Genomic DNA, 12,071 nt, shown 5'->3' on the forward strand with positions numbered 1-12,071 from the left:
ACCGTGCGCACCCGCTCCTACGGCTCGCGCCGGAAGCCGCGCGCGGCCTGGGCCGCCCTCGCGACCGGCGTCGTCGTCAGCTTCCTGATCGTCGTCGGCGTGCTGCTCCCGGTGCTCGGCCTGATCGGCGCGGCCGACGCGACGACCGCGGGCGTCCTCGACGTCCCGGTCGGCGCGATCACCCTCTCGATCGTCCTGAGCTACCTGGTCGCCCTGGCGTTCCTCGCCCTGGCCCTGGTCTCCCGGAACGCCGCCCTCGCCTGGGTCGCCGCGGTCGCCGCCGTGATCGCCACCCTCGTCGGCTCCGTCTGGCCGCTGCTCGCCACCGCCTTCGCGAGCGTCGACCAGGCCGGCGACGTCATCCCCTTCATCCAGGACCTGATCGCCCGCGTCACCGGCTGACCCCGCTCCGCATCCCGCCGGTCGAGCAGGCGAAGCCGCTTCGAGCCTCCGCGATGGGGAGTGGACGCGGCGGCCGCCCTTTTTCATGCTGGTCGAGTAGCCCCGAAGGGGCGTATCGAGACCCACCGTCATCCGCAGGGCGGTCTGCAGACTCGCCTTCCGACGCGAGCGGACCTCCACACGCCCGCTGCGCGTGCTGTGCGACCACCGGAGGGCCCGCTCGAACGGTGTGGAGCGCTCGAGCGCTGCAGAACATCAGCTGAGAAGGGGGGGCCTCCGCTGTCAGGGGAGGCCCCCTGCTCTCAGCTGATGTTGTGCGCACCCCTGCCGGTCGAGGAGCCAGTAGGGGGGTTTCGAGACCCGCCGTCACCAGCAGGGCGGATCTGCAGACTCGTGTTCTGACTTCGGTGGATCCACCGGGAAGAGGCGGCGGCGAACATGCTGGTCGAGTAGCCCCGCAGGGGCGTATCGAGACCCGCCGTCCTCAGCGCGGCGGGTCTGCAGACTCACGTTCTGACGTCGCTGGATCTCGATACGCCCGCTCCGCGGGCTACTCGATCAGCATGGGCACCCCGAGGCGATCTGCACCCCCCCGCCCGTAGCGTGGCGGGATGACCACCAGCACCCACCCCGACGACCTCCGCGCGCAGTACCTGCGCGTCTACGACGAGCAGCTCCGCACCGACGCCGAGACACCGAGCGCCGTGGCGGTGACTCTCGCCGGGCCGCTCCGGCTGGTGACCTTCGCCGGCGGGCGCGGCTTCGTCACCTACCGCGACCTCGGCGGGGCGGACGAGTCGGCGATCGACGCCCTCGTCGCCGCCGCCCGCGCGCACTTCGACGCCGACCCGGAGATCCGGAAGGTCGAGTGGAAGACCCGCGGCCACGACCGGGCGCCCGGTCTGCACGAGGCGCTGCTGCGGCACGGCTTCGTCGCCGAGGAGACGGAGTCGATCATGATCGGCCCGCTCGAGGCGCTCACCCGCGACGCTCCGGTGCCCGACGGCGCGACCCTGCGCCGCGTCGTCGACGAGCCGGACGTCCGCGCGTTCAGCGCGATGATCGACGCCGCGTTCGGCGAGGACGTCGACACGGACATCGCCGACGCGCTGGTCGCACGGCTCGCTCGCGGCGACGGCATGGAGCTGTGGGTCGCCGAGGTCGACGGCCGCATGGTCGGCGGCGGCCGGCTCGAGCCGGTCGCGGACTCCGACGTCGTCGGCGTCTGGGGTGGCGCCGTGCTCGAGGAGTACCGCGGCCGCGGCATCTACCGGGCGCTGACGGCCGCGCGCGCCGCCGCCGCGCTCGAGGCGGGCCGCACCCTCGTGCACAGCGACTCGACGGAGTACTCCCGCCCGATCCTCGAGCGCTCGGGCCTCGTGAAGGTCTCGACGACGACCCCGTACCTCTGGCGCCGCCCGTGAGAGGCACCTGCTGATCGAGTAGCCCGCGGAGCGGGCGTCTCGAGATCCGCCGTTCTGCAGGGGCCGGGTCTCGATACGCCCCTGCGGGGCTACTCGACCAGCATGGACGCGGCCCGTTTCATGCTGATCGAGTAGCCCGCGGCGCGGGCGTATCGAGATCCACCGTCCTGAAGACGCCGGGTCTCGATACGCCCCTGCGAGGCCACTCGACCAGCATGGGCGGCATAGGCGCTCAGCTCGGCGAGCTGATCTCCAGCGCGATGTTGTCGGGGTCGCGGAACTCGAGGATGCTCTGGCCGCCGGCGTCCTTGATCGGCTCGTGCGCGATGCCGAGCTCGTCGAGCGCGGCGGCGGCGGCCTTCAGGGCGTCGAGGTCGGCGACGGCGAAGCTGAGGTGGTCGAGGCCGATGCGGTCCTCGTCGAAGCGGTCGCCCGCGTCGGCGACCGGGCGCAGGCCCAGCAGTCCGCCCGGGAACTGGTAGATCACTCCGCCGAAGAGGAACGCGAGCTGCTCCTTCTGCTCCTCGGGGGCGTCCGCGGGCGGCGCCTCGAAGGCGACGGCGAAGCCGAAGACGGAGTCGTAGAAGGCGCGCGAGACGGCGATGTCGCGGACGGTCAGGCGGATGTGGGCGTAGTCGACAGCGGGGATCGGCACGGTGGTTCCTCTCGGGAGCGGAAGGGCAGGAGTCGCCCTCCTCCCATCATTCGGAGCGGGCGCCACACCCGGAGAGGGCTGGCGCCGCGCTCCGGGATCGGGTAGCGCCGCTCACTCCAGCTCGGCGGGCCGCGCCGGCTCGGCCAGCAGCGCCCGCGCCGCCATGCCGATCACCGCGCTGTAGGTCGGGTAGGCGAACCGCACGTTCGCCAGGGTCGCGACGTCGACGCCGGCCGCCATCGCGGTCGTCACGGACTGCACGACCTCGATCGCGTTCTCGCCGACCGCGTGCGCGCCGAGCAGCAGCTCGCGGCGGCGGTCGGCGATCAGCGTCAGGAATCCGCTCTCGCGGTCGTCGATCACGGCGCGGTCGACGCTCGAGAACGGCACGGACGCGACGATGCACTGCGGGTCGCGCTCGCGCGCCTGCTCCTGCGTGAAGCCGACACCCGCGTAGTCCGGGTCCGTGAAGCCGCCGGCCGGCAGCAGGAACTGCGGGGTGCGCCGGTTCGCGCCGAGTACCGCGTTCTCGGCCGCCGCCTCCGCCTCGAACTGCGCCGCCTGCACGAGCATGTCGCGCCCGTTGGCGTCGCCGACCGCGAACACGTGCGGCACGATCGTGCGGAAGTACTGATCGGCCGGGATCGCCGAGCGGACGACCTCGATGCCCGCGTTCTCCAGCCCCAGGTCCTCGACGTCGGCGGGCCAGCCGGTCGCCATGATCACGGCGTCGACGCCCTCGGTGCGGGCGGAGCCGTCCTCGCGCCAGGTGATGTCGATCGAGCCGTCCTCCGCGCGCTCGAGGCGCTCGACCGTCTCGATGCCCAGGTGCACGCGCACGCCCTGGCGCTCGAAGGCGCCGGCGACGTGCTCCGAGATGCTCGCGTCCGAGGTCGTGAGGATGCGTGGCGCGAGGTCGAGCAGCGTCACCTCCGACCCGAAGGCGTTGAACACCGTGACGAGCTGCGCGCCGGTGTTGCCGCCGCCGATCACCGCGACCCGGCGGGGGAGGGCCGGCAGCGCCAGCACGTCCTCGGGGACGGTGGCGAGCTCGGCGCCCGGGATCGGCAGGCGGCGCGAGTGGCCGCCGACGCAGATCAGGATCGAGCGCGCGCGGATCCGGCGGCCGCTGTCCAGGACGAGGGTGCTCTCGTCGACGAAGCGAGCGCGGCCCTCGTGGATCAGCTCGACTCCCGCCTCCTCGAAGCGCTGCGCCTCGCGCTTGATCGAGCGGACCTTGTCGACCCGCGCGTGCACGTGGCGGACGGTCGCGGCCCAGTCGACGACGGGCGTGCCGACGTCGACGCCGTAGTCGCCGGCGGTGCGGGCCTCGCGGACGATGCGCGCGGTCTTCGCGAGCACGCGGGTGGGCACGCAGCCGGTGTTGACGCAGGTGCCGCCGACGCGGCCGGCCTCGAGCACGACCACCTTCGCGCCGAGCTCGGCCGCGCGGAGGGCGGCGGCGGTGCCGGCCGGGCCCGCGCCGATCACGGCGACGTCGTACTCCTGCGGCGCGGTGGTGCCGGAGTCGGTGGCGGCGGTGGCGTTCTGGGTGCTGGCGGGCACGGCGGGGCCTCTCAGGTCGGTGCTCGGCGGAGCGGGCGGATGTCCCCGCATCCTGGCGCCCGCGCCCTCGGTTTCTCTGAGCGCCCGCGCAGGCTTGACAGGCGCGTTCAGCGCTCGGTGCTCGCGCCGTCAGGACCGCCGGGCGCGGAGGAGCAGCTCCCGGTGAGCGCGAAGGGCGCCCTGGGCCTCCGTCGCCGAGATCGGCCGCGCCGAGTAGCCCGCCTTGGTCTTCAGCGAGAGGAGCCGCTCCAGGTGCTTGGCCGCCTCCGGATCGGCGCGCCGGAGCAGCGCGACGGCCTCGGCGTGCGAGCCGGTGGGCGAGTAGCGCCCGAGGCGGCGGATGCAGATCACGTCGCTCGCGGCGATCCCCGCGTGCACGGCCATCGTCGTGAAGGCGTCGGTGCTCTCGATGGTGCCGTCCGAGCCGACGAAGACCGCTGCGGCGTCGGCGAACTCCTCCGCCTTGGAGAGCCGACCCGCGGCGACGGCCAGGTCGGCGTCGCGGTCCGCGGTCATCGCGCGCCCACGAGCCGGCGGAAGGCGAGGGGCGAGCCGATCAGGGGGATGCCCTCGTCGACGATGGACCGGAGCACCGGCTCGTCCGCGGCGGCGTCGCGCAGCTCGCCCTCGGACATCTCGAGGACGCGCGGGTCGTTCCCGGTCCAGGCCTTCGCGTCGCGCACGAGGGCGGACACCTGCTCGTGCCAGGCGTCCGTCGGTGCCGCGGGCTGCTGGAGGAAGAGATCGAGGTCGCTGCCCGCCCGCATCTCCCCACGGGCGGCGGAGCCGAACATCGCCGCGTAGCCCGGCTGGGGCGCCCAGCCCTCGAGGGTCGAGACGAGACGCTCGTGCAGCGTCTCGTCGAGGCGCGCGAGCTCCATGATCGCGCCGGCGGCCAGATGGGAGCGATTGAGCCGGTAGATGGTCGTCCTGCCGACCGCCTGGCTCGTGACGATGCCCTCCTCGACGAGGCGGGTGAGCGTGCGGCGGATGCCCTCGAGGGAGCGGCCGCCGATCCGTGCGCGCAGCTCGCCGACGGTGAACCAGTCGTCGGCGCGCGCCAGAACGGTCAGCACGTCGCCGTCGACGGTCGGCGTCACGACGGCGAGTGGGCTCTGCGTCCGCATGCGGTGCTCCTCACTCAGAAAGGTTGGTGATCACCAATAATAATACGCGTGCGGCGCTACTGCGATCTTCGGCGCAGAAGTGGCGCCGCTCACGCCTCCGGGCCCGGCGTGGCGACGAGTTGGAAGCCGCCCTCGACGGAGCCGTCGGGGCGGAGGGTGACGCGCGTGTAGACCGGGGTGTCGTTGCCGGTCGCCGTGCCGACGACGTCGAGGGCGTCGCCGGCGAAGAAGGCCTCGAGGCCGGTGCAGCCCGCCGAGAGCGAGCCGTCGGGGCGCTCGAGGGCGAGGCAGATCCGGGTGGCGTCGGGCGCCGTGAGCAGCAGCCGGTCGTCCTGGGCGGTCTCGAAGGTGGGGCTGTAGACCTCGGCTCCGCCGGAGATCAGCGATAGGCCCGGGGGGACATCGGTTGTCGCCGCCCAGCCCTCGACGAGCGCGGCGAAGCGGTCGGCGGCGTCCGGAGTCGGCGTGGGGGAGGCGATGGTCGAGACCGGATCGGGCGTCGCCGCGCCGATGACGGAGGCGGTGGCCGCGCCGACCACGAGCCCGCCGACGAGCAGCCCGGCGCCGAGGAGGACGAGGCGCGACCGGGCGGGGGGCGCGGCGGGCGAGGGTTCGCCGGCCGTCCGCGCGGGTCCGGCGCCTCGCGGGCCGGGCTGCGCCTCCGGGGCAGCGGCGGTCGGGAGCCGACGCTGCGCTTCGGCTTGCAGTGCTTCGGCGCGCTGCGCCTCTATCCGCTGCGCCTCGACCCGCAGCGCTTCGGCCCGCAGCGCTTCGGCCCGCAGCGCCTCGTCGCGGTCGTCCCCGGTCGGGCGGGCGTAGAGCGCGCGCTCGAGATCCTGGCGCTCGTCGTCCTCGTCCTGCACGCCGTCAGTATGCCGGAGGGTCGCGAGGCCGGCGGGTCGATCGGCGGCTCAGGGCCCCATCGTCCCGGTGCCGGGCGTCCCGTCCACCCGCAGGTACTGCAGGCGCACGACTCCGCGCGGCGAGGTGACGGCCGGCCCGTCGAGCCGCAGGTTCGTGGGCACGGCACCGCCGCCGAAGACCGGCTTGCCGGAGCCGAGCAGGATCGGGTGCAGCCACAGGGTGAGCCGGTCGAAGAGCTGCTCGGCGAGCAGCGTCTGCACCAGGTCGAGGCTGCCGATCACGTGCACGGCGGAGTGGCGCTCGCGCACCTCGCGGACGGCGGCGGGCAGGTCGGCGCCGAGCTGCACCGAGCCGGACCAGGGGAGTGGCGGGGTGCCGCGGGAGGCGACGTACTTCGGGATCCGGTTGAACAGCTCCGCGATCGGCCCCTGCTGCTGCGGCCAGTAGCCCGCGAAGATCTCGTAGGTGCGCCGTCCGAGCAGCAGGGCGTCCATGCCGGCCATCCCGTCCAGGACCTGCTCGCCGACCGCCTCGTCGACCAGCGGCGCCTGCCAGCCGCCGAACGCGAAGCCGCCGCCAGGGTCCTCCTCCGGTCCGCCGGGCGCCTGCGCGACCCCGTCGACGGTGCTGAACAGATCGATGTCGAGGGTTCCCACGGTGCGCTCCTCTGCGTCGGCGGCTGTGGCCCACGGTCCCACTCGAGCGGGGGCGGGGCAAGAGGCCGCCGCGTCATCGCGGCCTCGGCCGCGTCACGTGTCCGGGGACACCGGCGCAACGGCAAGGAGTCCCCCGTTAGGGTGACACTCCGTCGATCCGCGCCCGGATCCCCGGCAGATCCGCGCCGGGCCGGCGATCGCGCCCTGTACTCCTGCTCAGGCCCGGGGCTACGGTTCGACTCCACTCACCTCGGGTGTCACGAGCCCACGCTGTCGTGGGCGGATCGCTGCGCAACGATGCCGCACGGAACTCCTTCCCACGTTCGACGAGACCGGGCCCGTTGGAAGGTGGGGATCGCAGCGTCGACCGGGATCCTGCTCCTGTCCGCGGGGCTCCTCTCCGCGACCGCCGCCCAGGCGGCGACGGCGCCGACGCTCGGGAGGGCGGGGAACTTCTCGGTCCTCGGCGGCTCGACCGTCACCAACACCGGCGACACGCTCCTGCCGCTCGACCTCGGCGTGAGTCCCGGCACCGCGATCACCGGCTTCCCGCCCGGCGAGGTGCTCGGCGCGACCCACGCCGCGGACGCCGACGCGATCGGCGCGCAGTCCGACCTGGTCAAGGCCTACGACCAGCTGACCTCGCAGGCCACCACCGAGTCCGTCGCCGGCGACCTCGTCGGCCGCACCTTCACTCCCGGCGTCTACACCGCCTCCGGCCCGATCGACGTCACGGGCACCGTGACCCTCGACGCCGAGGGCGCGAACGGCGCCGTCTTCGTCTTCAAGGCCGCCTCGACGCTCATCACGGGCTCCGGGAGCCGGATCGAGCTGATCAACGGCGCGCAGGCCTGCAACGTCTTCTGGCAGGTCGGCAGCTCCGCGACCCTCGGCACCTCCTCCGACTTCGCGGGCTCGATCCTCGCGCTGACCTCGATCACCGTGACCAACGCGGTCACCGTCGACGGCCGCGCCCTCGCCCGCAACGGCGCCGTGACCCTCGACGACGACACCTTCGTCTCGTCCTCCTGCACCCCGGCGACCACCGCCCCGCCGACCACCGCGCCGACCACGGCACCGCCGACGACGCCGCCGACGACCCCGCCCACGACGCCGCCGACGACCCCGCCCACGACCCCGCCGACGACGCCGCCCACGACTCCGCCGACCACGCCGCCGACCACGCCGCCGACCACGCCGCCGACGACCCCGCCGACCACGCCGCCGACGACCCCGCCGACCACGCCGCCGACGACCCCGCCGACGACGCCGCCGACGACCCCGCCGACGACCCCGCCGACGACTCCTCCGACGACTCCTCCGACGACTCCTCCGACGATTCCGCCGACGACGCCTCCGACGACGCCTCCGACGACGCCTCCGACGACTCCGCCGACGACTCCTCCGACGACTCCTCCGACGATTCCGCCGACGACTCCGCCGACGACGCCTCCGACGACGCCTCCGACGACGCCTCCGACGACGCCGCCCACGACTCCTCCGACGACTCCTCCGACGATTCCGCCGACGACTCCGCCGACGATTCCGCCGACGACTCCGCCGACGACGCCGCCCACGACTCCGCCGACGACGCCGCCCACGACGCCTCCCACGACGCCGCCGACCACCCCGCCGACGATTCCGCCGACGACTCCGCCGACGACGCCGCCCACGACGCCGCCGACGACTCCGCCGACGACGCCGCCCACGACGCCGCCGACAACGCCTCCGACCACGCCGCCCACGACTCCGCCGACCACGCCGCCCACGACTCCGCCGACCACCCCGCCGACGACCCCGCCGACGACGCCTCCGACGACGCCTCCGACGACGCCTCCGACGACGCCTCCGACGACGCCTCCGACGACGCCTCCGACGACGCCTCCGACGACGCCTCCGACGACGCCTCCGACGACGCCTCCGACGACGCCTCCGACGACGCCTCCGACGACGCCTCCGACGACGCCTCCGACGACGCCTCCGACGACGCCTCCGACGACGCCTCCGACGACTCCGCCGACGACCCCGCCGACGACGCCTCCGACGACGCCGCCCACGACGCCTCCCACGACGCCGCCCACGACGCCTCCAACGACGCCGCCCACGACGCCGCCGACGACTCCGCCGCCCACGACGCCTCCGACGACGCCGCCGACGACGCCGCCCGTGGTGACGCCGACCCCGACACCCACACCCACCCCGACGCCCACGCCCACGCCCACGCCCACGGTCCAGCCCACGCCCCGGGCCTCCACCCCGCCGGTGATCCCGGCGAAGTCCGGGACGCCGCCGACCAGCGGACTCGCCTCGACCGGAGTCGAGACCGGTGCCGGTCTGTCGCTCGCGTTCCTCGCCCTGGGCGGCGGCGCACTGCTGCTGCTCCAGCAGCGACGAGCACGACGCCGCAACCGCAGCTGATCACCGCGACGCGGCGCTGCCGCTGAGAGGGGGAGCCGGGCCTCCCCCTTCCGGCCGGCGGGTGCCGTGGTGACAGCACTGCGGCACCCGCAGAACACAGGCTGAGAGCGCCGGATCCCTGACTGACAGGGGGTCCGGCGCTCTCAGCCTTCTCTGCGCCGTGCGGCGCGCGCCCGGTTCAGCCGGACGGGTTCTCGACCGGGTCGCCCTCGGGGTCGGTCGCCGTCTCGGGGTCGACCTCGTCGGGCTCGACCGGCTGGGTGTCGGGGGTGCTCTTGTCCGTCATGGGATCCTCCTCGTTGCTCGTTCCGCGGTCGGTCCTGCTCCAGCGGGTGTTCGGATCGTGCGTCGGCCACGCTACGGTCCGCCCGGCCCGCCGTGACCCCCGTTGACGCGAGCGGGGGGAGCGTGAACGGGGCCGTTCCGCGCGTGTCCTGCGCAGAGTCCGCGAGCGCGCGTGGCAGTCCGCCGCCTCCTCCGCAAGGCCTGGCTGCACTTCGGCGCGATTCGTAGGGTGAGGGCTCCCGAGTCGAGGAGCAGGCGCGCCAGATGATCCGAACCACCGTCACCATCGAGGGCAAGACCTACGGACTCTCCCAGGGGACGGACGTCGACGATCTCAAGGAGTCCGCGACCCGCGCGACCCAGGCCGGCGGCGGACTCATCGACTTCGTCGTGGTCGGCAACCGGCAGGTCAGCGTGCTGATCTCCTCCGGCGTGCCGGTGATCTTCGAAGAGGTCCAGGTCCCCGACGACGACCGCGACACCGGCGACCTGCAGGAGCCGTGGGACGACATCGACTACCTCGACTGACCCCGAACCTCCGCCCGGACGCCTCCCGAGGGAGCGCCGCCCGCGCGGTCTCAGACGCCTGAGGGGCGCCGCCGGCTGGACCCGGCGTCCCTCGGGCTCCTTCCCTTCTGCTCCTTCCCTCCCGCACCCGCCGCTGCGATCCGCGTGTCAGAGGGCGGTGTTCTCGGCGTCCTCCGCGCCGGCGTCGGCGAGCTCGCCCGCGACGAGGATCGCCGCTGCACTGCCGAGGGCCGAGCGCACCTGCTCGGCGCTGATCTCGAGGAGGTCGGCGATCACCGCGATCTCGTGCCCGCCGGTGTGGCGCAGCAGCCAGCAGTGGCGCTCGAGGGCGGGCAGGCCGTGCAGGCGGCGGTGGAACGCGGAGCGGAGCAGGTCGTCCTCGCGGAGCCCGACCGGAGCGGACGCCGGAACGAGCGCGGCGCGGCGGCCGACGCTGTGACGGCCGATCTCCGTCCGTGCGATCTCGAGGGCCGACTGCTCGTCGACGACCCGCGGTGATCCCGAGCGGAGGGTGACCGCGGCCTGGTGCAGGGCGGCGGTGGCCATCGACTCCGAGAGCGTGAGCCGGTAGGCGTAGGCGTAGAGGCCGGCGGTGCGGTTCAGCGCGGGGGACTGCGCCTTCTCCGCTCTCGTGGGCTGGGCTATCGCGGGCAGGGCCGTCGCGGGCAGGGCCGTCGCGGGCAGGGCGTTCGCGCTCACGGGTCTCTCCTCGTCTCTGCGCGGCCGGGGCGGGCTCGCGTCGAAGCCGATGCTAGAGGTGTCGAGAACGATCGTTCTACCCTTGACATTCTCAGACGATTATCGATACATACGCATCCTTGCCCTCCGTCACTCGCGTGCGGAGAGGATGCAGAACTCGTTCCCCTCCGGATCCGCGAGCACCACCCACGACTGCTCGCCCTGGCCGACGTCGATCCGGGTGGCGCCCAGCGCGATCAGCCGGTCGACCTCCGCGGCCTGATCGTCGGGCACGAAATCGAGGTGCAGGCGGTTCTTCACGGTCTTCCGCTCCGGGACGTCGAGGAAGAGGAGGCTCGGGCCGCGGCCGGATGCGGGCAGCAGCTCGATCCCCTCGTCGTCCTCGTCGACGATGTCCCAGCCGAGCGCCTCCTGCCACCAGTGCCCCAGGGCGCGGAAGTCGGTGCAGTCGACGATGATCTCTTCGAAGCTCAGGCTCATGCCGCCGACGCTAATCGGCGTCCGCGGTGTCGCGGAAGGGGTCGCGGAGATCGGTGGAGAGAGCCCCGCACTCGGCACCTGGGGAGGAGCCCGTGCCGAAGCGGCACGACGGCTGGCTCCGGAGCGCGCGGTCCGGCATCCTCGAGCGGAGCCGGACGCACGCGCCGCGCTCGCCGGAGGGAACGACATGAGCAGCGAGCACGAGCACGAGCACGACACCGAGCCCGGCAGCGCCCGCGAGCACTGGGAGGCGCGCTACTCCGACTCCGACCGCGTCTGGTCGGGCCGGCCGAACGCGACACTCGTCGAGCTCGTCGGCGACGTCACCCCCGGCCGCGCCCTCGACCTGGGCTGCGGCGAGGGCGGCGACGTCCTCTGGCTGGCGGCGCAGGGCTGGACCGTCACCGGCCTCGACCTCTCCGAGACCGCGCTCGAGCGCGCCCGGGCCGAGGCGCTCGCCCGGGGTCTCGTGATCGACGTCCGCCAGGCGGATCTCAGCGCCGACTGGCCGGTCGAGGGCGTCTTCGACCTGGTCGCGTCGAGCTTCCTGCACTCGATGGTGGAGCTGCCGCGGATTCCCATCCTGCGCCGTGCCGCCGATCTCGTGGCGCCCGGCGGCGTCCTCGCGGTCGTCTCGCATGCCGCTGCGCCGCCCTGGTCCGCGCACTCGCACCGGCACGAGGGCGGGCCCGTCCTCGCCTCGCCGGAGGAGGAGCTCGCCGCCCTCGCCCTCGATCCGGCGGAGTGGACGCCCCGGCTCGTCGAGACCCGCGAGCGGACGGCGACCGGACCCGACGGCGAGGACACGGTCCTCCTGGACGGGGTCCTCCTCCTCGAGCGCGCTGCGCCTGCACGCTGAGGCGCCCGCGCCGCCGCCGTCGCTCCTCCACAGGAGCTCTTTCGCGGAGTTGTCTTAGGGATGCTCAAGACGGCAAAGCGGGTGTCGGCGGTCCCTGCTTCGATACTC

Annotated in this window: 13 protein-coding genes and 1 pseudogene; 6 read left to right on the top strand and 8 right to left on the bottom strand. The window is 73.8% G+C overall.

Going from position 1 to position 12,071, the window contains the following annotated elements:
* Positions 1–3 precede the first annotated feature (3 nt).
* The gene (locus tag EDF45_RS00475) at positions 4–402 is read left to right on the top strand and encodes a hypothetical protein (RefSeq protein WP_123734549.1); all 399 of its coding nucleotides are present in this window, start codon (positions 4–6) and stop codon (positions 400–402) included.
* A 611-nt stretch (positions 403–1,013) separates the two neighbouring features.
* Positions 1,014–1,826 carry a GNAT family N-acetyltransferase gene (locus EDF45_RS00480; protein ID WP_123734550.1) on the top strand — a complete coding sequence of 271 codons (813 nt, stop codon included), beginning with the start codon at positions 1,014–1,016 and terminating at the stop codon, positions 1,824–1,826.
* A gap of 232 nt (positions 1,827–2,058) precedes the next feature.
* Here the strand turns inward: EDF45_RS00480 and EDF45_RS00485 are convergent, their stop codons facing one another.
* The 6 genes from EDF45_RS00485 to EDF45_RS00510 form a co-directional block, all read right to left on the bottom strand.
* Positions 2,059–2,481, bottom strand: coding sequence for a VOC family protein (locus EDF45_RS00485; protein ID WP_123734551.1), 423 nt, complete (start codon positions 2,479–2,481; stop codon positions 2,059–2,061).
* 111 nt (positions 2,482–2,592) lie between these two features.
* On the bottom strand, positions 2,593–4,047 hold the full coding sequence (locus tag EDF45_RS00490) for an NAD(P)/FAD-dependent oxidoreductase (protein ID WP_260311723.1): 1,455 nt from the start codon (positions 4,045–4,047) through the stop codon (positions 2,593–2,595).
* Positions 4,048–4,176: 129 nt separating this feature from the next.
* Positions 4,177–4,563, bottom strand: coding sequence for a hypothetical protein (locus EDF45_RS00495; RefSeq protein ID WP_123734553.1), 387 nt, complete (start codon positions 4,561–4,563; stop codon positions 4,177–4,179).
* Positions 4,560–5,174 (bottom strand): nucleotidyltransferase domain-containing protein, encoded by a 615-nt coding sequence (locus EDF45_RS00500; protein ID WP_123734554.1) that lies wholly within the window; start codon positions 5,172–5,174, stop codon positions 4,560–4,562. Before EDF45_RS00500 ends, EDF45_RS00495 begins: the two co-directional genes overlap by 4 nt.
* A gap of 89 nt (positions 5,175–5,263) precedes the next feature.
* Positions 5,264–6,037 carry a hypothetical protein gene (locus EDF45_RS00505; protein WP_123734555.1) on the bottom strand — a complete coding sequence of 258 codons (774 nt, stop codon included), beginning with the start codon at positions 6,035–6,037 and terminating at the stop codon, positions 5,264–5,266.
* A 48-nt stretch (positions 6,038–6,085) separates the two neighbouring features.
* Positions 6,086–6,694, bottom strand: coding sequence for a dihydrofolate reductase family protein (locus EDF45_RS00510; RefSeq protein WP_123734556.1), 609 nt, complete (start codon positions 6,692–6,694; stop codon positions 6,086–6,088).
* A gap of 297 nt (positions 6,695–6,991) precedes the next feature.
* Between EDF45_RS00510 and EDF45_RS21105 the strand changes: the two are divergent.
* The 3 genes and pseudogenes from EDF45_RS21105 to EDF45_RS00520 form a co-directional block, all read left to right on the top strand.
* Positions 6,992–7,648: pseudogene (locus tag EDF45_RS21105) on the top strand (ice-binding family protein); the annotation flags it as partial.
* Between the two features lie 1,212 nt (positions 7,649–8,860).
* Positions 8,861–9,112 carry a hypothetical protein gene (locus EDF45_RS21110; protein ID WP_185020126.1) on the top strand — a complete coding sequence of 84 codons (252 nt, stop codon included), beginning with the start codon at positions 8,861–8,863 and terminating at the stop codon, positions 9,110–9,112.
* Positions 9,113–9,661: 549 nt separating this feature from the next.
* Positions 9,662–9,925, top strand: coding sequence for a hypothetical protein (locus EDF45_RS00520; protein ID WP_123447479.1), 264 nt, complete (start codon positions 9,662–9,664; stop codon positions 9,923–9,925).
* 147 nt (positions 9,926–10,072) lie between these two features.
* Here the strand turns inward: EDF45_RS00520 and EDF45_RS00525 are convergent, their stop codons facing one another.
* Both EDF45_RS00525 and EDF45_RS00530 read right to left on the bottom strand, forming a co-directional pair.
* Positions 10,073–10,624 carry a sigma-70 family RNA polymerase sigma factor gene (locus EDF45_RS00525; RefSeq protein ID WP_123734557.1) on the bottom strand — a complete coding sequence of 184 codons (552 nt, stop codon included), beginning with the start codon at positions 10,622–10,624 and terminating at the stop codon, positions 10,073–10,075.
* Between the two features lie 129 nt (positions 10,625–10,753).
* Complete coding sequence (locus tag EDF45_RS00530; protein WP_123447481.1) at positions 10,754–11,104, bottom strand: VOC family protein; 351 nt, start codon at positions 11,102–11,104, stop codon at positions 10,754–10,756.
* Between the two features lie 187 nt (positions 11,105–11,291).
* Here EDF45_RS00530 and EDF45_RS00535 point away from each other — a divergent pair, with 187 nt between their 5' ends.
* Positions 11,292–11,963: a cyclopropane-fatty-acyl-phospholipid synthase family protein gene (locus tag EDF45_RS00535; protein ID WP_123734558.1), complete on the top strand. Its 672-nt coding sequence runs from the start codon at positions 11,292–11,294 to the stop codon at positions 11,961–11,963.
* Positions 11,964–12,071 lie beyond the last annotated feature (108 nt).

The organism is Rathayibacter sp. PhB186 (assembly GCF_003751825.1).
GTDB lineage: Bacteria > Actinomycetota > Actinomycetes > Actinomycetales > Microbacteriaceae > Rathayibacter > Rathayibacter festucae.